Genomic DNA, 22,472 nt, shown 5'->3' with positions numbered 1-22,472 from the left:
AATTCAAATTTAAAAGCAAATTATGGCAAATATAACATTGGGCGGAAACGCTGTTACAACATCTGGAGAACTTCCACAAGTAGGAACAAAAGCTAAAGACTTTAAACTCGTGGCAATAGATCTATCCACCAAAACCCTATCGGATTTTTTAGGTACCCAATTAATACTAAACATTTTCCCGAGTGTTAATACTGGCGTTTGTTCAGCTTCTGTAAGACACTTTAATCAACAAGCTAGTAGTTTAGAAAACACAAAAGTTCTTTGTATATCTAGAGATTTACCATTTGCTCAAGATCAATTTTGTGCAGCTGAAGGCTTGGAAAATGTTATTATGCTTTCAGATTTTAAAACAGGGGAATTTGGAAAAGATTATGGCTTATTGATGACAAATGGTATTTTTGATGCACTACTATCCCGCTGTGTAATTGTATTAAACGAAGAAGGAACTGTAATATATACTGAACAAGTTCCTGAAATTGGCCAAGAACCTGATTATGAAGCCGCACTAAAAGCTCTTAAATAGTTAATTGCTTACATGGTAAAAAAAGAAACATTTTTAGTCAATCGATTAAAAAGTATCAAATATGCTTTTAAAGGTGCTTGGTTTTTAATCACGACAGAAGCTAGCATCAAAATCCAAGTATCTATTGGTGTTCTTTTGACCATTGCAGGATTTTATTTCGGACTGACCAAAATGGAGTGGGTAATTCAATGCTTAACTATAGGTTTAATTATTGCCGTAGAAAGCATTAATACTGCTATTGAAAAAATATCTGACTTTATTCATCCAGAAAAACATCCCAAAATTGGATTGATAAAAGATATTTCTGCAGGTGCGGTTTTTATTATGGCTATAACAGCAATAATTGTAGGGATAATCATATATTTTCCAAAAGCTTTTTAAATACTATTTGCTTTAGGATAAACGTTAGTAATTTGTATTTTTGCTAAACTAACAATGCTTGAATGGCCAAGAAAAAAACTAAAAGTAAAAAAGAAACCAAATCGAAATTTAAAGCACCAAGCTTTAAATTATCTAGCCAGCAAAGACTTATTCTTGGTAGCTTGTTAATTATTTTAGGGCTACTCCTATTTATATCATTTGTTTCTTACTTTTTTACTGGCAAAATAGACCAAAGCACACTTGATGAGTTTAGTTCAAGACAAGTGGAATCCCAAAATTGGCTTAACAAAACAGGAGCTTGGTTAAGCGACTTTTTCATACATCGTGGATTTGGCATTTCTGCTTTTATTTTTTCTGGCTTAATTTTTCTATCAGGTGTTTTTACCCTAACAAATGCTAATAAGGTAAAGCTTCGCAAACATTGGTTTTGGGGTACTATTATTGTAATATGGTTTTCTGTTCTGTTTGGATTTTTTAATGAGTTTAACGATGATTTAGGTGGAACGGTAGGTTACGAAATCAACACCTTTATTCAAACTTATCTTGGGAAAATAGGCACTATTTTCCTACTTGCTTTTGTGCTTATTGTGTATTTGGCCATCCGCTTTAAAATGACTCCAGAAAGTTTTAAAAAACTATTTAAATCTGCAGCCAAAGAGCTGTCTGATGATACTGATGATAGCATTGAATCTAATACATCGGTTAATTTGGACAATAATTTAACCGCAGAGGCTGAAGACATAAAAGCAGCTTTTGATTTAGAAGTCGATAAACCAACAACTAACGAAGAAACTACTATTAAACCGAGTATTTCAATAGAACCTTCAAAGCCAAAAGAAGAAACGGAAGTAGAGATTGAGGTAGAAAAGTTTGAAGAAGAAATTTCTGAAACTGATAATTTAGCAAACAAACTTGTTGAAGATTTTGGGCAGTTTGACCCAACATTAGAATTAAGCAATTACCAATTTCCTTCTTTAGAACTCTTAAAAAAATATGATACCGAGGGTATTACAATCAATCAAGAAGAGTTAGAAGAAAACAAAAATAGAATTGTTGAAACACTCAACAATTATAAAATTGGCATTTCAAATATTAAGGCGACAATTGGTCCAACAGTAACGTTGTATGAAATAATTCCTGAAGCCGGTGTCCGAATTTCTAAAATCAAAAACCTTGAAGATGATATTGCTTTATCACTATCAGCTTTAGGGATACGTATTATTGCACCTATTCCAGGAAAAGGAACCATAGGTATTGAAGTACCAAATAAAAATTCTACTATAGTTTCTATGCGTTCGGTAATTGCGTCACAAAAATTTCAAAAATCTGAAATGCAACTGCCTATTGCTTTAGGAAAAACCATTAGCAATGAAACTTTTGTAGTTGATTTAGCCAAAATGCCGCATTTACTTATGGCTGGTGCAACGGGTCAAGGTAAATCTGTTGGATTAAATGCTGTTCTAACATCTCTATTATACAAAAAGCATCCTGCCGAAGTGAAGTTTGTTCTTGTTGATCCAAAGAAAGTAGAATTAACACTTTTCAATAAGATTGAACGTCATTATTTAGCTAAATTACCCGATAGCGAAGATGCTATTATTACAGACAATACTAAAGTTATCAATACACTTAACTCCTTGTGTATTGAAATGGACAACCGTTATGAGTTGCTAAAAAATGCACTATGTAGAAATATCGCTGAATACAATGCTAAATTTAAAGCCCGTAAATTAAATCCGAATGATGGGCATCAATTTTTGCCCTACATTGTTTTGGTTGTTGACGAGTTTGCCGATTTAATCATGACAGCTGGTAAGGAAGTTGAAACACCAATTGCACGTTTAGCTCAATTGGCTCGAGCAATCGGGATTCACCTTATTATAGCCACCCAAAGACCATCAGTAAACGTTATTACGGGTATTATAAAGGCTAATTTCCCTGCGCGTATTGCGTTTAGGGTAACCTCAAAAATTGATTCCAGAACAATTCTAGATGGATCTGGAGCCGATCAACTTATAGGTCGTGGCGATATGCTATATACACAAGGCAACGATATGATTCGTATACAATGCGCCTTTGTAGATACACCAGAAGTTGAAAAAATAACCGACTTTATTGGGGCACAAAAAGCTTATCCAGACGCCTATATGTTACCAGAATATGTTGGTGAAGAAAGTGGCACAAGTCTTGATATTGATATAAACGATAGAGATGCGCTATTTAGGGATGCTGCTGAAATTATTGTAACAGCGCAACAAGGTTCGGCATCTTTATTGCAACGAAAATTAAAATTAGGTTACAATAGAGCAGGTAGATTAATAGACCAACTAGAAGCTGCTGGTATTGTTGGAGGTTTTGAAGGTAGTAAAGCACGACAAGTATTAGTCCCTGATTTAACAGCACTTAATCAACTATTAGACAATGAAGGTCAATAATATAAAAATGAATATAATGAAAAGGTTAGTTACGGCTTGTATAATATTGTTTTCAAGTTTCGCTTTTGCGCAAGACCAAGAAGCTATTGCGCTTTTAAACAAAGTTTCAGAAAAAGTTAAAAGCTACAATAACATATCTATCGATTTTAAGTATGTGCTTAATAATGTAGCGGAAAACGTTAGGCAAGAAACACGAGGGGATGTCATAATACAAGGCGATAAATATCTTTTAAACATTCTCGGCATAACTAGAATGTACGATGGTAAAACACTATACAGCATAAGCCCTGAAGATGAAGAGGTGACTATTTCGAGTGAAAATACTGAAGACGACTCCAATGTTACGCCAAGTAAAATGCTATCGTTTTATGAAGATGGCTATACCTATAATATGGATATTGTTCAGAATGTTCAAGGTAGGAAAATTCAATATGTAAAATTGACGCCTATCGACTCTAATTCTGAAATAAAAAATATTCTTTTAGGTATTGATGCTAAAACAAATCATATCTATAACTTAATTCAAACAGGTAAAGATGGCATAAAAACCACTTTAACTGTTAATTCTTTTAAAACAAACGAACCGTTATCAAAAACCTTATTTACTTTTGATGCGAGTAAATACAAAGATTATTATATCAATAAATTAGATTAGGTAGCATTTGAAAATTTTAGATCGATACATACTATCTACATACCTAAAAACTTTTATCAGCGTGTTTGTAATTCTCATGCTGATTTTTGTTTTACAAACTATCTGGCTCTACATAAAAGAGTTGGCTGGTAAAGATTTAGATATAATTGTTGTTGCAAAGTTTTTATTTTACTTTACACCAAAGCTGATTCCTTTAGTATTACCACTTACCATACTATTGGCATCCATTATGGTCTTTGGAAGTTTTGCCGAAAACTATGAGTTCGCCGCCATGAAGTCGACTGGAATTTCACTCCAACGCTCTATGGCTGGTTTAAGTATATTTATTGTAGTATTAGGTATTACAACGTTCTTTTTTTCAAATAATGTTATCCCTTGGGCAGAAATTAATTCCTATAACTTAAGAAAAAATATTGCCAAGTTGAAACCTGCCATGGCTATAGCCGAAGGCCAGTTTAACGAGGTTATGGATTACAACATAAAAGTAGCAAACAAACATGGTGACAGAGGGCAATTTTTAGATAGCGTTGTCATGCATAAAAAAACTGGTAATGGTATTGGTAACTACACCACTATAATATCAAAAACAGGCGAACTAATTGGTAATGAAGATTCAGACGTACTTAAGTTTATTCTTTATGATGGCTATTTTTATGACGATTCCCCACCAAAAGACTCAAAAGAGCGCTTGCGTCATCCCATGACAAAAAGTTTCTTTAAAAAGTACACGATTAATATTGATTTATCGGGATTAAATCAAGAAGATTTGGATGAAAAAAATATTTCTGACAAATACAACATGCTTAACATTTCAGATTTAAACTATACTATTGACAGCTTACATACGGGGCTTAATAATGAATATTCTGAATTTGCAACAAGTTTGTATAACCGTTCCAACCTACCTGTTTTAAATGTTGGCGTAAACACTAAAAAAGACACAGTTTTTAATGGTGATGTGCTATCATTATTTTCAAATAGAAAAAAGGTGCAATTACTGGATATGGCTATTAATGCAACAAAAAGCTCTATGCAAATTGTTGAAATTAAAGACAAACACTTTCAAGACAAAAACATATGGTTAAATAAACATATTATTGCTTTACATGAAAAATTAGCTTTAGGATTTGCCTGTATCATTTTATTTTTTGTTGGTGCACCGCTAGGGGCTTTAATTAGAAAAGGTGGTATAGGTCTACCAATGGTAATTGCTATTTTGTTATTCCTTACCTATCACTTTATTGGGATTTTCGCAAAGAACAGTGCGAAAGATGGTAGTTTAAATCCTGTATTTGCTTCGTGGTTCTCCACGTTAATTATGTTACCATTGGGAGTTTACTTGACAAAAAGAGCTACTGCAGACAGAGGTCTATTTGAATTCGACCATATAATAGAGCCATTAAAAAAATTAGTAAGCTCAAAAATCGTAAAAAACAAAGGGGATTCTGAAACACAACCATCAGAACTTAAATTAGAACCTGAAATTAAAAAAACATTTTTACCCCTATACAAAAACTATAAATCTATTAGCAGAATTGCTATTGTATTCTATGGCTTTGGGTTAATATCTTTAATTCTATTTTTTATTTTCAGAAACAATAAACTACCTGAATTTGCAGAAATAAGTATTCAATTAAGTGTCATTTCTTGGATTGTTTACACGATCTATTTCTTTCAGGAACGTTGGGCAATGTCAAAAATACTGAACCTCATTCAAACTAAATTATTTATTCAAGGTATTATTCCAACACTCTTAAGCTTGATTTTTTACCCTGTTATTTATTATTTCAGACGAAATAAATTAAAAGCGGTCTTACCTGAAAGTTGAAAATAAGCAATATCTTTGCAACTCAATTACATTGTTATGTCTACGATCAAAACCGAATCGAATAAAACTATTACGTTGGATAGAATTGAAGATGCCATTAATGACATTCGTCAAGGTAAAGTCATTATTGTAGTAGATGATGAAAACCGTGAAAATGAAGGCGATTTTTTGGCTGCAGCCGAAAAAGTTACACCTGAAATGATAAACTTTATGGCAACGCATGGCCGTGGTTTAATCTGTACACCATTGACAGAAAAACGTTGTAAAGCATTAGAATTAGGTATGATGGTGAACAACAACACCGATCCAATGGAAACGGCTTTCACCATATCTGTAGATTTACGTGGAAATGGTGTCACAACAGGTATTTCGGCTAGTGATCGAGCCAAAACCGTTAAAGCGCTGGTTGACCCAGAAACCAAATCATTTGATCTTGCTCGCCCTGGTCATATTTTTCCATTAGTGGCTCGAGAAGGAGGCGTTTTAAGACGTACTGGACATACCGAAGCAGCAATAGATTTCGCCCGATTGGCCGGTTTAAAACCAGCCGGTGTTATTGTTGAAATCATGAATGAAGATGGGACTATGGCACGTTTGCCGCAACTAATTAAAGTCGCTAAAAAATTTGACTTGAAAATCGTGTCGATAGAAGATTTAGTAGCTTATCGCATGCAGCACGATTCTCTTATTGAAAAAATTGAAGATTTTGAATTAGAGACACGTTTTGGCAAATACCGATTAAGAGCCTATAAGCAAACTACAAACAATCAAGTTCATATTGCACTATCAAAAGGTAGTTGGTCTGCTGAAGAGCCTGTTTTAACACGTGTAAACGCTACCCTAGTTAACCATGATATATTGGGCACCTTAACCAACAATGCTGAACAAAAACTGGATGATATGTTTCGCGTAATTAACAACGCAGAAAAAGGTGCCATTATTTTTATCAATCAGCAATCACAATCTATGAACCTTTTAAAGCGCTTAAACACTCTAAAAAATTCTCAAGTACCTGGTCAAATTACCAAAGCACCACGTATTGAAATGGATAGTAAGGATTTTGGTATAGGCGCTCAAATTTTACACGATTTAGATATTCATAAACTGCGTTTAATTTCCAATAGCGAACAGACCAAACGTGTTGGTATGATTGGTTATGGTTTGGAAATTGTAGAATACGTGAATTACTAATCTAATCCGTTACGTTAAATACTTTAAACAATCCTTTTTCTTTTGCATTAGGTACTTCGGCTATCAAGGCATACTTTCCGGGTTTTAAATCTGCATAAAAATAGCCTACGCTTCCTTCTGTATCATCATTATAACCACCTAAAAAAGTAACTCCATCAGGAGCTGGCGTAATAAAACCTTTAGGGTCATACCAAACCATCCAGGCCTCTAAAGCATCTAAACTGGCCGTGTTAGCTAATTCTACAAGATGAACATCGGTTAATGCGAAATTCTCATGTAATTTTTGACTTTCAACTTGAACTTTAAAAATATGTTTCCCTTTTGAAATAATTTCATTAAAATAGAAACCATCTTCTTTTACGCTAATAGTTTCAGTTTCCATAGGTTGCTCATTATTACTATTAACTTCTGAAACATTAAAATCCTTAATCATACCCATAGTCGAATGAAACTTCCCATTAGGCATTTTTACGTAACACTCAACGATATAATTCCCAGGATCCAGTAATAAAGTTGTTACAGTTGAATGCTTTGGCGCAATTAAACCCGAACCACCAAATGGCACACATTTCCCAAACCATTCTGGTAGCTTTCCAAAAGCGGCAAATCCGTCTTCTGGTTTCCCTTCATTAATTAAATCCATTCCTTCTTCAAAAACAGGATCTACTTCTTCTTTGTAATTCTCTATAGAAATATTTTCTGGCAACTTAATAAACCTAAAAAAATGGGTTTCATTGGCTTTATTGTCATACTTAAACGTATTCCACCCTGACGGAATAGTATCTGTCATTTGGAATTCCATACTTCGAGTTACTATGTCTATGACATTTTCAGGTTCTTGAATGGTTTCTGCAACTTCTACTATTTCTTCATCTACAGGTTCTGTTTTCTTATTTTCATTTTTGCAAGAAACTACTAAAAATAGCATTAGAATGGGTAATAAAATTTTTGATTTCATGTTTTTAGTTATTTGGTTAATGTTTAATAAATATAATTAAAAAAGAGGAAAGGCACTCTAAATGAGTAGCCTATTCCCCCTTCTCCTCAAATTAATTAACAGCAACTATATAAATATTAGTTATTTGAAAATATAAATCGGTCTTGTAATCGGACTCCATCTTGTTCAATAAAGACAAAGTACACTCCTGCTTCAGTGATATAGTTAGATATCGCAATGGATATATTATTCTTATCAACTTTTAAGTCTTGATATACCAACTGCCCCAATTTATTGTAAATAGAAACCTTAGCATTCGTAATGGTCATATTCTTAATATCTAAAGTTAATGATTGCTTAACTGGATTAGGATATAATACAACCTCTTCTTTATTAAAAACGCTATCACGTTGATTGTTGCAACTACCTAAAGTATCGCCATGATCTAAATGGCGTTGTAATTGGTTTTCTCTTACGCACATTTCTACTGTGGTTCCATTATTCTTCATATGGCAAATTAATATTTGATCTGGTGCACATACATTTGAATTACAGGAATCTGTGGCATCATTTGGACAAACGTCACACCCATCTGGTACGCCATCACCATCAGTATCTATATTGTCATCAAAGCCAATACAAACATCCAAGTCATCACATACACCATCATTGTCGTTATCATCAGTTGCAGAGTCTGGACAGACATCACAACCATCTGGTATTCCATCTGTATCAGAGTCAACCATATCATCGAATCCTTCACAAACATCCAAGTCATCACATACCCCATCACCATCAGAATCTGAATCACATGCCACGTTATTGACACAGAAAGTTACAGGACTAAAACTTATATTCATAGTTGAATTTCCTGAACTATTGTTTTCACCATCATATAACATTACCGTAACAGATTGTACTATATCGGAAATTAAAATTGATGCTTCACTCGTATTAGAACCACTATACGTATTATACAAAATCGAAGCTCCAAATTCATCAACATAATACACATCCACAAACTCTATATATTGGTTATTAGGATTTCCTCGTAACTTTTGTCCTATCTCAAAAATTGTAAAAGACACCTCTTGACTATTGTTTGGCAATGCAAATGATACCGTATTAAATCCAGTTCCAGAATGTGTTAATGGATTTACAATAAAATCATCTGTGTATTCAATACATCCATCATTACTATCAGGCGTGTTTGGATTACAGTCGTCGTCTATACCGTTGTCTGGGATTTCTACATTGCCTGCATAGATCGCTGGGTTGGTATCATCGCAATCACCTTCGTTCTCTGTTTGACCATCGCCATCGTTGTCAATATCCAATGAACTATCTGGCGTGCTTGGATTACAATCGTCATCAATGCCATTGTCTGGAATCTCTGTTGCACCTGGATTGACATTGAAATTGTTGTCATCACAGTCTTCTGATAGTAAATACCCATCACCATCCAAATCGTCGTCTGGTGTAGCGGCATTACAGTCATCATCCAATCCATTGTATGGTATTTCAGTGTTACCTGCATAGATTGCTGGATTGGTATCATCACAATCGCCTTCGTTCTCTGTTTGACCATCGCCATCGTTGTCAACATCCAACGCACTGTCTGGGGTCGCTGGATTACAGTCGTCATCAATACCGTTGTCCAGTATCTCTTCTGCTCCTGGGTTCACCAACGCATTGTTGTCGTCACAGTCTTCTGCTAACGGGTAACCATCACCATCCAAATCGTCGTCTGGTGTAGCGGCATTACAGTCATCATCCAATCCATTGTATGGTATTTCAGTGTTACCTGCATAGATTGCTGGATTGGTATCATCACAATCGCCTTCGTTCTCTGTTTGACCATCGCCATCGTTGTCAACATCCAACGCACTGTCTGGGGTCGCTGGATTACAGTCGTCATCAATACCGTTGTCCAGTATCTCTTCTGCTCCTGGGTTCACCAACGCATTGTTGTCGTCACAGTCTTCTGCTAACGGGTAACCATCGCCATCTAGATCATCGTCCAAAGTGGCTGGGTTACAGTCATCATCTATGCCGTTATAAGGTGTTTCGGTGTTACCTGCGAAAATGGCTGGATTGGTATCATCACAATCACCTTCGTTCTCTGTTTGACCGTCTCCGTCGTTGTCAACATCCAAGGAACTATCTGGCGTGCCTGGGTTACAGTCATCATCAATGCCATTGTCTGGGATTTCTGTTGCACCTGGATTGACATTGAAATTGTTGTCATCACAATCTTCCGATTGTAAATACCCATCGCCATCCAAATCGTCGTCTGGCGTAGCTGCATTACAGTCATCATCAATGCCATTGTATGGCACTTCGGTGTTACCTGCATAGATTGCTGGATTCGTATCATCGCAATCACCTTCGTTCTCCGTTTGACCGTCTCCATCGTTGTCTACATTTGCTGATGAATCTAAAGTCGAGGGGTTGCAATCGTCGTCCTTACCATTATCAAGTATCTCTATTTGCCCAGGATTAATATTTATATCATTGTCATTACAATCAGTATTGTCAGAAACATATCCTGATGGAGCTAAACAATCTAATACTGAAAAATTAGCATCTCCATAACCATCATTATCAGTATCAGCGTAAAATATATTTGTCCCCTTAACAGTAATGGTAAAGCTTGTCTCTGCTGTATTTCCATTGCCATCATTGGCGGTAAGGATGACTTCCTGTGTTGTGTCATGTCCTGTCAACACTGTGCCAGCTACTGGAAATTGGGTTACCGTAGCTGTTCCGCAATTGTCTGTAGCCGTGGTTAGTCCTGTATAATCTGGTACTGTAAACTCACAGTTAGCATCTAGGTTTTCATTTCTATTTGTTACCGCTGTTAGTGCTGGTAAAATAGCATCCTGTAAGGTAATGGTAAAGCTTGTCTCTGCTGTATTTCCATTGCCATCATTGGCTGTGAGAATAACTTCTTGTGTTGTGTCATGTCCTGTCAATACCGTTCCTGCAACTGGGAATTGGGTTACCGTAGCTGTTCCGCAATTGTCTGTAGCCGTGGTTAGTCCTGTATAATCTGGAACTGTAAACTCACAGTTAACATCTAGGTTTTCATTTCTATTTGTTACCGCTGTTAGTGCTGGTACAATAGCATCTTGTAAGGTAATGGTAAAGCTTGTCTCTGCTGTATTTCCATTGCCATCATTGGCCGTGAGAATAACTTCTTGTGTTGTGTCATGTCCTGTCAATACCGTTCCTGCTACTGGAAATTGGGTTACCGTAGCTGTTCCGCAATTGTCTGTAGCGGTGGTTAATCCTGTGTAATCTGGAACTGTAAACTCACAATTAGCATCTAGGTTTTCATTTCTATTTGCTACCGCTGTTAGTACTGGTACAATAGCATCTTGTAAGGTAATGGTAAAGCTTGTCTCTGCTGTATTTCCATTGCCATCATTGGCGGTAAGGATGACTTCCTGTGTTGTGTCATGTCCTGTCAATACCGTTCCTGCTACTGGAAATTGGGTTACCGTAGCTGTTCCGCAATTGTCTGTAGCGGTGGTTAATCCTGTGTAATCTGGAACTGTAAACTCACAATTAGCATCTAGGTTTTCATTTCTATTTGCTACCGCTGTTAGTACTGGTACAATAGCATCTTGTAAGGTAATGGTAAAGCTTGTCTCTGCTGTATTTCCATTGCCATCATTGGCGGTAAGAATGACTTCCTGTGTTGTGTCATGTCCTGTCAATACTGTACCTGCTACTGGGAATTGGGTTACCGTAGCTGTTCCGCAATTGTCTGTAGCCGTGGTTAGTCCTGTATAATCTGGAACTGTAAACTCACAGTTAGCATCTAGGTTTTCATTTCTATTTGCTACCGCTGTTAGTACTGGTGCAATAGCATCTTGTAAGGTAATGGTAAAGCTTGTCTCTGCTGTATTTCCATTGCCATCATTGGCTGTGAGGATGACTTCCTGTGTTGTGTCATGTCCTGTTAACACTGTGCCAGCTACTGGAAATTGGGTTACCGTAGCTGTTCCGCAATTATCTGTTGCGGTGGTTAATCCTGTATAATCTGGAACTGTAAACTCACAATTAGCATCTAGGTTTTCATTTCTATTTGCTACCGCTGTTAGTACTGGTGCAATAGCATCTTGTAAGGTAATGGTAAAGCTTGTCTCTGCTGTATTTCCATTGCCATCATTGGCTGTGAGGATGACTTCTTGTGTTGTGTCATGTCCTGTTAATACTGTACCTGCTACTGGGAATTGGGTTACCGTAGCTGTTCCGCAATTGTCTGTAGCGGTGGTTAATCCTGTATAATCTGGAACTGTAAACTCACAGTTAGCATCCAAACTTTCAACTCCATCATCTACTGGAGTTAAGGTTGGAGAGATTGCATCAACAATTGTAACTGTTGCATTACAGCTAGCAGTATTTCCAAATAAATCAGTTACCGTTAATGTAACCGTATTCTCTCCAACATCCTCACAAGTAAAACTGGAGATATCAATAGTTCTAGTATCTATTTCACAGTTATCAGAAGAACCATTATCAACATCAATCACAGTAATTGTGGCTTCTCCAAATTCATCTAAAGCAACTGTTATATTGCCACAGGAAGCTACAGGGTTTACTGTATCGCCTATAACACCTGAAAGCGCGGTCAGGTTATAAGCCGGATCATTTTGTAAGCCATTGTATTCAAAAATATTCACATAATAATTAGTGAAAGGTGTTAGGTTTACTATGTTTATGCTTTCGGAATTACCTTTATAGACAACAAAACCATTGCCAATAGCATCTCCACTAGTATAATTAAGTTGAGCGGTGTATTCTACACCTTGCACAGGTAATGCATTCAAGGGTACCTCACTCACTACTACTATTCTACCTATTCCATCTCCGTTACTCCAACTAATATTTGAACTTGCATTACAAGGATCCGCATTGTTATAGTTTGTAGCTTGATTTGGAGGAGAAGCTGTTGCTTGTGATGCGGTTAAGGCAGGTCTTAAATAATATTTACCATCAGCAGTGATTGCATATTCATAAAAATCGAAAGTGTAATTGGTGCCCACATCAAGCCCTTGTACGTGTACATTTTCTCCATAACCATCATAAACCACAAAATTACCAGTGCCTATTTCTGAACCTAATCCAAATGTGTTATTAGGCACGTAATTAGTTAAATCTTGAGGCTCAACACTAGCTGTACCACTTTCTCTTGCCACCACCATTCTGTGCAGTCTATCTCCTTTAGTAAAGGCTATATCAAATGATGTTCCACCTATATTTGAAAACCCAACATTTGACACTTGAACCGTTGGAGGTGTTTCACTATAGGTTTCTGTACTAAAGGTATATGCTGGTTTTAAATATAACTTGCTGTTAAATGTACCATTGTATTCATAGACAGCGAAATGGTAAATTGTATGTGGTTGTAAGTTAGTTACTGAAATAAAATCATTTAGACCTTGTTGAACCACTATGTTGCCCCCACCTAAATCATCTCCTAAAGTAATATTAGAGTTTGCAGAATATTCAATTAAATCTACAGGATCAACATTCACTTCCTCATTAGCTCTTACTACCACCAATCTTCCTTGTCCGTTACCATTAGTCCAGCTAGCATCTATAGAGTAAGGCGTTCTTGTATTGATAAAATAGTTACTAGCTTGTATGGTTGGATATGTTAATGTAGCTTGGTTACCAGTTAAAAAACTATCCGTTAAATATAAGGTACTTGTCCCAGTCCCATTGTATTCAAACACTTTAAAATAATAAGTAGATGAATGGTCTAGATCACTTAAAGTAAATGTACTAGAAGTACCATCATATACTACATATTGGTCTGAACCTACTACATCTCCATCTGCAAAAACACCGGTAACTCCTGCATTGTATTGAATACCATCTATAGGAATTGTTGAAACATCAACCGGACTTCCCTTTCTTGCTATGACCATATGTCTTTGCCCATCACCTGGTGTAAAATTAACTCTATATCTAGTAGTACTTATATCAGTGAAATTCATATTACTAGAAGGTATTGTTGGGGGCTCTAAACCTAAAGTAGTCACACTTTCTATAGCACTACCTGGACGAAGATAGACCTTACCATTAATACCATTAAACTCAAAAAGTTGAAAATAATAGGTGGTGCCAGGATTAAGGTTTGTAATATTATTTTGTGTACTACTACCTGCACCATCGTAAACCACAAAATTACCACCACCCAAATCTTCTGCTGTAATAAAACTAGATGATGCATTATAATCATCAAGGTCTTCAGGGAATCCTGCTGCTAAATCTACAGGACTTCCTTCTTTAACAATCAAAATACGACCATCGCCATCACCATTTACCCAATTTACTTTCACACTATTTCCAGTTAATTCTGAAAATGATATGGTATGAGCTTGTACAGTAGGTGTTCCTAAAGTTGTCTCACTTATACTTGCCACGGGATCTCCATCGTTATCGTTTACTGTGAGATAAGATGTGTTTACTACTGTACCATTATACTCATAAACATTTAAATGATAGGTTGTGTTTGGTTGTAAGCCTTGTAAAGAAAATCCTGCTGTTGATGGTGATGATGCTTCATTTTTATATACTACATAATTAAAATCATCCAGTTTATTATTATCGTTATTAGGAATAGGACCAACTTCTCCAAACTTATACCATGCTTCATAGTCCTGTCCATCTGTTGGTATAATTGGTGTTGCACCATCAATAGTCGCTACAACTATTCTACGACTACCATTTCCTTTGGTAAAACTTACATTAAATCTATCGCCATCAATAGTATTTGTTGTTAAGTTTGTGGCATTATCTGTTGGAGGCCCAAAAGTCGTTTGGCTTGCAAAGGCTGCAGGACGCAAATATATTTTATCAAATGAAGACGTATTTCCATTATATTCAAAGAGGGCAAAATAATAGGTAGTTCCTGGTGTCAAATTACGTATCAACGCCGTTGAACCTGTTCCTTGATAAACACCATAAGTATTAGGAGCTACTCTATAAGTTGAACTTAATGCATATCTACTATTAGCATAATAATACTCTAAATCTTGTGGCTCCCATGTAATTGGGTCAACGGTACTGGCTACTATAAAAGTTCCTGTTCCGTCGCCACCAGTCCAGTTAATCCGCATTTCATTACCCAATACATTATTAAAGCTTACATCGGTTGGTTGACTTGACGGATAGTCCATAGCTACAGCTGTGCCTTTAGAGCTATCATCGGCTGAAGTAAAATAAAAACTTTCGGTGGCATTTTCGTTAAAATCGAAAATCCTAAAATAATAGGTCGCACCAGGCTCTACATTTCTTAAATTGCCACTATTGAAGTTATCGTTATATATTACATAATGTCCATTGCCAAGATCTGTGCCTGCACCAAAATTTTCATCTGCTATATAATTCGAACTATGTAACGTTGGTACAATAGCATCATCAATTGGTGTATCTTTCCTTGCTATTACTAAACGTTTAGAGCCATTACCTTGAGACGAAAAGTTATAAAATATTCTGCTGGCATAAGCTGTGTATGTAAACCCAGTAGATGCCTGATCTGGATAACCAAGCGTTGTTGCTGATGTTTCTACACCTGATACACTTCCTTGTGAGGGTTGAGAGGTTAAAAACAGTTTATTATCAAATGAATTTCCATTGTATTCAAACATTTTGAAATAATAGGTGCTATTGGCATCTAAATTAGTAATGGTTTTTGGAGACAAATTTCCGGTGTAGGAAACAACAAAATTATTATTACTAGTACCATCTCCACCATCACCTAAATTAGCACCATTTCCAAATGTAAAATTAGTGGAATAGCTAGAAAAGTCTACTGGCTCCACATTAACAGGAGCATCTTTTCTGGCTATAATAATTCTACCTTGTCCATCTCCAGCAGTTATGTTTAAAGTTACTCTGTCCCCATCAATGTTTGTAGTGGTTTGAAAGCTACCATGAGAAGATGGTCTAGATAAAGTGGTTGTACTACCTGATAAAGGTGTTGTATTGTATAATGTTTGGGTTCCACTACCATTATATTCAAAAATCTTAATATGATAGGTTGTGCTATGGTTAAGACTTCTTATAAATCCATTTTCAAAGTTAGTATCTCCAACAACAAAATTACTATTCCCTGAACCATCACCGCCATCGCCAAGATTGTCACCTTCTCCAAAATCTACATCATGAGAATAATCTATACCATTTTGAGGCGTTACGTTAACAGGACTACCTTGTCTAGCAATCGTGATACGTCTTTGTCCTGAACCTTTAGTAAAATCATAATCAAACTCATCAGTATCTATACCCGAAAACACCAAAGAAGTTGCTGGACTAGCTGGAGCTACATAAGTACTCTCTGAATCTGTATCTCCAGGTTTTAAATAAAGTTCACTACCTGAAGAACCATTATACTCAAAAATAGCAAAATGGTAAGTACTACCAAACTGAAGATTATTTACTTGAACTGTATTTCCTGAACCGTTATAAACCACATAATTTCCTGAACCTATTTGGCTCCCAAAAGGAAATGATGTATTTGCCGAATAAGTGATTCCATCTATAGGTTCAGCATTTACTGCACCACCTTCTCTAGCAAGTACAATGCGATTAGAACCATCACCACTATCAAAATTGAGGGTCATGCTGGTAGCATTGGCAACAAAAGAAGTGAAACTAGCTTGCAAAGTTGGAACTGTAGGCGCAGCTATTGTTGCTTCACCAAGTAATACAGGACTACCAAAAAAAGAACTAGAGCTACTACCTTCATATACTGTAAAATAATATGTTGTACCTTCAGAAAATCCAGTAAGTGTAATATTGGATGCTTCTGGACCAACATAAACAATATAACCAGAGCCTTGAGAAAATGGTGTTGATCCATAAGATTTGACTCCTGGAAATTGAAAAGTAGAGAAGTCACTCACAGGTCCGGTATGTGTACCCTCATTTGCAACAATAAGCCTACTACTTCCAATACCTGGAGTAAAACTTATTGTAATTGTTGATGAAGTTGTACTTTCAACAACAAATGCTGTTGAGGGCTCAGTTGGGGCTTGCGCAAACAATGTAACTGGTAAGCACAGTATTAAACAAAAGAGGATTGGGGTTTTTAAGTTAAAAAACAGTTTCATAATATTTTTGATTAATAGCATTTTATATTTCTCTTTACTCAATAGCCTCAACTCTGAATTCGTATGGCGTAGTCCAGAATTCAGGAATACTTCGCGTGTTTAAATCTACTGCAACGTCACCCGTCAATTCTAATTGGACGTAATATGTTCCTGATGGCACATAACCATTGGATTCAACATAAAATGTATTGCCAGATATAGTTGTTGGGGGACTATTAACAAAATTTCCGTCACTATTTAGTAAATTACACCAAACCGTTAAATCTGAAGGGCAGCTTTCTAATGTAAAACGTAATCTACTTTCTGTAGTAGTTGTAAATTTATACCAATCATAAGTGTTCTCATCTCCTGAAGACACATAATTAGTCACGTATCCAGATATTCCATAAGCTTCAAGAGTCTCATCCTTTGGTATAAACTTGGCCTGTTGAAACGTATTGTTTGGCTCATAACAATCTTCAGTTGGTGTATAGGACCAAGACATGGTATATTCTAGGGGAAATGCGGCGCTACCATGAGCTGGATTGACTCGAACATCATAGACTATTTCAGGATGTGCCAAAAATGCCATGCGATTAGTATTAGGGTCTGAAGTACCTGCAGAAGAGCCTGTAAAAATTGTACCTGATGTTCCTAAAGGAGAATATATGGATACTCCTGGAACCAATTGTGTACCAATTTCAAATGTGAAATAGCCACCACCTGGTTCGCTTGGTGTTGCCAGTAAAGCCGGGTATAAATCAAATTCATTGAATTCGTCCCAATTTTCAGTTCGTCCATCCGAAAAGCCATCTCCTCCATATTGAGCGCAGTCATGTTGTTCTGGTTCGTTTGGTTCAATATAAGTTCTTACCCATTTTTGAATATTACCAACCCCTGAACTTGCAATATTGATTCTCAATGTATCATCAACTCCTAATTCCATGGTAGCATCGAAATAATTATAATTACTTCCCAATTCTTGATATGTAAATAGATTATCATCATTATCAGATTGTAAAATATCTGCCCATTTCACATCATCAACTTGAAAATTTGACAAAGCGGGCACTTCAATAATTCCTTGATCATTATCCACATTCACTTTCATACCATTGTTATTGGGGTTATTACCGCCTACCCGATACCAATCACCTTGAATGGAAGACAAATCATTAGTATTTATGTTATTAGTATCATTGTTGTCATTGTCATCCGATGTGCAACCGATAATTAAAATGAATACGGAAAGAATAAAGTTGATTTTTGTTTTCATGGTTTTGAGATTTTAATTGTCTTTATTATTTTATTATTAAGCAATATTTCAAGCTCGTACTGTCCCTTTTTAAGATGATCAATACTTAAGTATATTTTTTCTTTTTTGGCTGCGCTTGTTATATCACTTTCCATTACATTTTATATTTAGAATAGGATAAAATTATGTGGAAGCTTATCTAATGGATAACAGATATGTTCCAAAAGATAAAAGATATGTTACATTGACTGGAAACAGTAACAGTTATAGGCATTTTGAGAGATATTCATTAGGTGTAAACCCATAAGAATCTTTAAAACACTTAATAAAATATGAAGGCGTATTGAACCCTACTTGATAAGCTACTTCAGAAACAGTAGCATCTGACTTTTCAAGTAAGTTTGTAGCAAGGTTTAATCGATGGGAACGAATAAATTCACTAGTAGACATATTAGAAATTGCTTTAAGCTTTCTATGTAATTGCGTTCTGCTCATTTGCATGAGCTTTCCAAACCGGTCACTGGTAAATTCAGAATCGGTAATGTGAGTTTCTACAACATTTTGAAGTCTTTTTAGAAATTCTTCTTCAGTAGATGTTATTGCTAATTCAGGATTGATATTTAGTGTTTTACTGAAATGTTTTTGCAGTAATTGTCTACTCTCAATAAGATTTTTAACCACTACTTTAAGCTTTTCACTGTTGAAAGGCTTTGTTATATAAGCATCTGCACCTGTTCTTATTCCTGTGATTTCGTTTTGTTCACCAACTTTTGCCGTTAACAATATAACTGGAATATGACTTGTGAGTTCATTATTTTTTATATTATCACATAATTCAATACCATCTTGAACAGGCATCATCACATCACTAATAATCAAATCTGGGAGATGCTTTTGTGCTTTTTCAATACCAGACTTTCCATTATCGGCTTCAATAATTTGGTAATCTTCATTGAAAGACAATACTATAAAAGTTCTAATATCTGGTTCATCTTCAACAATCAACAAAATGGGTTTATGTTTATCTAAATGAACAGAACCATTTAATTTTTTCTGGATATTAAAATCCTTTTGAGGGATAATTACTTCATTGTCATTAAAAGCTGATTTTGTTATGGGCAGTGATACTGTAAATTGAATTTTGTCAGTATCGATATTATTGGCAATGATTGTTCCTTTTGATAAGTCTACCAAATCACGAACCAGAGCTAAACCAACACCTACTCCATCGGAAAGCTCATTGTCTTGATAAAAACGCTGAAATAATTTAGTCAAATCTTTTTTACCTACTTGTTGGCTTTTATTTATCACCGATAAAACCAAGATATCCTCTTGCCTGGTTGCTTCAAATACTATGATGGTGTTTTTTGGTGTATACTTTATAGCATTGGACAATAGGTTTGATATTACCTTTTCAATAATATCTTTATCGAACCAAACATTATCAAGGTTTTCAATGTGGCTTTTAATTTCAATGTCTTTTTTATTGGCGGTATACTGAAACGCACTGATAATCTGTTTTAATAATACCGTTAAGTTACCGTTTGACACCTTGAGTTTAATCTGTCCTGAATCTATCATTGAAAGATCAAGCATTTGATTGACCAAGTCAAGTAACCTATCTGCATTTTGCTTTACCAATGAGAGTTCTTTTCTATCACTCGGAATAATATTAGGTTTAGCCAATTGATTATCAATAGGGCCAGAAATGAGCGTTAACGGTGTTCTAAACTCATGTGAGATGTTAGTATACAACTTGGTTTTAAATTCATCAAGCTTCTTTAAGCGTTCGGTTTCTTGATGTTCAAGCTCTAATTGCATTTTTACGTGCCAACGCCATTTCAAATATCTGTAAAACCAAACACTTATAAAGATGGCTAGAAAACCATAACTTATCAATGCTAGATAACTTAAATACCAAGGTTTTTCAATAGTAAAATTATATATAGCAGGCTCTTTATTCCACACGCCATCATAATTACTTGAAATAACCTTAAATGTGTAATCGTCAGGCGGTAGGTTTGTATAGTGGGCTCTGTTATTGTTCCCAGCTAGAATCCAATCTGGATCATGATCTACCAATTGATATTTATACTGATTTCTATTGGGCTGTGAATAATGCAATCCCGAAAAGGTAAATGTCATGGTATTTTGTTTCGCAGAAAACACTTGATTTTCCGAAATTGCATGTGATTTTGCAAATATCTCAAAACCTGTAATTACAGTTTTGGGTTTACTAGTGTTATAAGATAGCTGTTGGGGATCAAACCAGTTTAAACCCTCTAACCCTCCAAAATATAGGGTGCCTTTATTATCTTTATAATAAGCACCTGTATTAAATTCATTAGTCTGTAAACCATCATAATTATTAAAATTTTCAATCTCTATAATTTCATCTTCATCTATCGCAATTCCCATCAGCCCTTTGTTCGAACTCAACCATAGATTGTTATCAGAAGCTGATAGAATACCATAAATAACATTATTGGATAGGCCTTGTTCAGTTGTAAAATGTCTTATGGTTTTATCTTTTGTATTGTATGATTTTAGACCATTACCATTGGTGCCTATCCATAAAATTCCTTTATTAAAATAAAGTGTTTTTATTCTGTCTTTAATCCCTTTGATTTCAGTAATTGCATCGGTTTCTGTATCCAAAAGATATAACCCAATAGTTTCTGTACCTATCCAAAGTTGATTTTTGCTACCTGCTTCAACAGTTCTAATAGCGTTTGATGGCAATAGAGAATTTTCTGAATGGTATTTTTTAATAATGCCTTGCTGTTCATCAAAAAGAATCAGACCATTTAAAGTGCATAACCATAGCCTTTGGCCTTCGGCTTGATAAATTTTCCAAATAGACATTCCTTTTGTAGACTCAAAAGTTTTAAACTTTTTGTTGTGCTCTAATTTTTGCAGACCACTGTTTTGATGTCCAATCCATAACCCTTCTGCGTTATTGTGCAAACTCATCACTCTATCACTTGCTAACGATGAATTTTTTGTAGTGTACATCGTATAAACATCCGTTTCAAAATTTATGGTTGTTAATCCTTTGTTAGAAGTGCCCAACCACACATCTCCATTTCTTTCTGCAATGGCTCTTACAAAATCTATGTTCACGTTATCTGGTGCTTGTTTATTTGTAAGGACATTAAATTTCACCAAATCTTTATCATAATAGCTCAAGCCTGAACCATCTGTTCCTAACCAAACAATACCCGTAAAATCCTCGTAAAGAGACAATACATCATTGTAATGTAAAGCAAATGGATTGGTTTTATTGGCTATAAAATGTTGAATGGTCTCTATAGAAAAATCAATCAAAAACACACCATCTCCGTAAGTAGCTATCCATAGCTTTCCGCTACTATCTACCAAAAGATCTTGAATAATTAAATCTCCTGGAAGCTTATCGTTACTAAAACCCGTAAACTGTTCAAACTTTTTTTCATCTTCATGAGCTATAAACAACCCTTTTCCAAAACTTCCAAGAAACAGCCTTTTGCTTTGTGGTAATCTTGAAAACGAACTAAAGTTAGTACCGTCTTCAACTTCTATAAATTGATATTTTCCATCACTTTTAATATCAAGAATGCCATTTGAAGTGGCGACCAAAATACTTTCATCAAATTGATACATATCATAAGCCACTAAATGTTTATCCTCTGGTTTTAGTATTTGTATGGTGTCTTTTGTTTTTTCTGAAACATGATACAACCCAGAGCCATAAGTACCAATAAAATAATCGTTGTTTGTAGACTGTAAAAGTGTACTAACATTACCTATTTTGTCAACCAAATTGAAATTTCCCGAAGCTTGCTCATGTTTGTGAAGCATTCCAGAATTGGTTACTATCCATACCTGGTCAAAATTATCAATATAAACTTTTCCTAACTTACTGTAAGTATTTCGCGTTACATCTTCAAACTGATAGGGATATTGAATGAATTGTTTACCATCGTATTTGTTTAATCCATCTTGTGTTGCAAACCACATGAATCCCGTTTGGTCTTGAGCTATACTTATAACACTATTTTGAGAAAGCCCATGTTCTACTGTAAGCTCACTAAACGTTATTTGCTTATTGACATATTGCGAAAACATAGCAATAGGCCATATAAAAAAAAGAATCTGTGTCTTTAAATTATTCATAA

10 protein-coding genes are annotated in these 22,472 nt (G+C 35.4%); 6 read left to right on the top strand and 4 right to left on the bottom strand.

Annotation, left to right across the window (positions count from 1 at the left end; all coding sequences use genetic code 11):
- The first annotated feature begins 22 nt into the window (after positions 1-22).
- The 6 genes from tpx to ribB all read left to right on the top strand — a co-directional run bounded on the left by tpx (position 23) and on the right by ribB (position 7,013).
- Positions 23-523 carry a thiol peroxidase gene (tpx, locus tag K7G76_RS10545; RefSeq protein ID WP_223034183.1) on the top strand — a complete coding sequence of 167 codons (501 nt, stop codon included), beginning with the start codon at positions 23-25 and terminating at the stop codon, positions 521-523.
- A 12-nt stretch (positions 524-535) separates the two neighbouring features.
- Entirely contained in the window at positions 536-904 is a 369-nt protein-coding gene (locus K7G76_RS10540; RefSeq protein ID WP_223034182.1) for a diacylglycerol kinase family protein, read from the top strand.
- Between the two features lie 62 nt (positions 905-966).
- Positions 967-3,339 (top strand): FtsK/SpoIIIE family DNA translocase, encoded by a 2,373-nt coding sequence (locus K7G76_RS10535; protein WP_223034181.1) that lies wholly within the window; start codon positions 967-969, stop codon positions 3,337-3,339.
- Between the two features lie 16 nt (positions 3,340-3,355).
- The gene (locus K7G76_RS10530; protein WP_223034180.1) at positions 3,356-3,994 is read left to right on the top strand and encodes a LolA family protein; all 639 of its coding nucleotides are present in this window, start codon (positions 3,356-3,358) and stop codon (positions 3,992-3,994) included.
- Positions 3,995-4,001: 7 nt separating this feature from the next.
- Positions 4,002-5,822: an LptF/LptG family permease gene (locus K7G76_RS10525; protein ID WP_223034179.1), complete on the top strand. Its 1,821-nt coding sequence runs from the start codon at positions 4,002-4,004 to the stop codon at positions 5,820-5,822.
- 36 nt (positions 5,823-5,858) lie between these two features.
- Entirely contained in the window at positions 5,859-7,013 is a 1,155-nt protein-coding gene (gene ribB / locus K7G76_RS10520) for a 3,4-dihydroxy-2-butanone-4-phosphate synthase (RefSeq protein WP_223034178.1), read from the top strand.
- 1 nt (position 7,014) lies between these two features.
- Here the strand turns inward: ribB and K7G76_RS10515 are convergent, their stop codons facing one another.
- The 4 genes from K7G76_RS10515 to K7G76_RS10500 form a co-directional block, all read right to left on the bottom strand.
- Positions 7,015-7,971 carry a hypothetical protein gene (locus K7G76_RS10515; RefSeq protein ID WP_255572996.1) on the bottom strand — a complete coding sequence of 319 codons (957 nt, stop codon included), beginning with the start codon at positions 7,969-7,971 and terminating at the stop codon, positions 7,015-7,017.
- A 116-nt stretch (positions 7,972-8,087) separates the two neighbouring features.
- Positions 8,088-17,081, bottom strand: coding sequence for a MopE-related protein (locus K7G76_RS10510; protein WP_223034177.1), 8,994 nt, complete (start codon positions 17,079-17,081; stop codon positions 8,088-8,090).
- 34 nt (positions 17,082-17,115) lie between these two features.
- Positions 17,116-18,336, bottom strand: a complete 1,221-nt coding sequence (locus K7G76_RS10505; RefSeq protein ID WP_223034176.1) for a hypothetical protein — start codon at positions 18,334-18,336, stop codon at positions 17,116-17,118.
- Between the two features lie 243 nt (positions 18,337-18,579).
- Entirely contained in the window at positions 18,580-22,470 is a 3,891-nt protein-coding gene (locus K7G76_RS10500; RefSeq protein WP_223034175.1) for a hybrid sensor histidine kinase/response regulator transcription factor, read from the bottom strand.
- Between the last annotated feature and the right edge of the window lie 2 nt (positions 22,471-22,472).

Source organism: Hanstruepera marina (assembly GCF_019880635.1).
Lineage (GTDB): Bacteria > Bacteroidota > Bacteroidia > Flavobacteriales > Flavobacteriaceae > Hanstruepera > Hanstruepera marina.
This window is presented reverse-complemented; position numbering and strand designations above follow the sequence as displayed.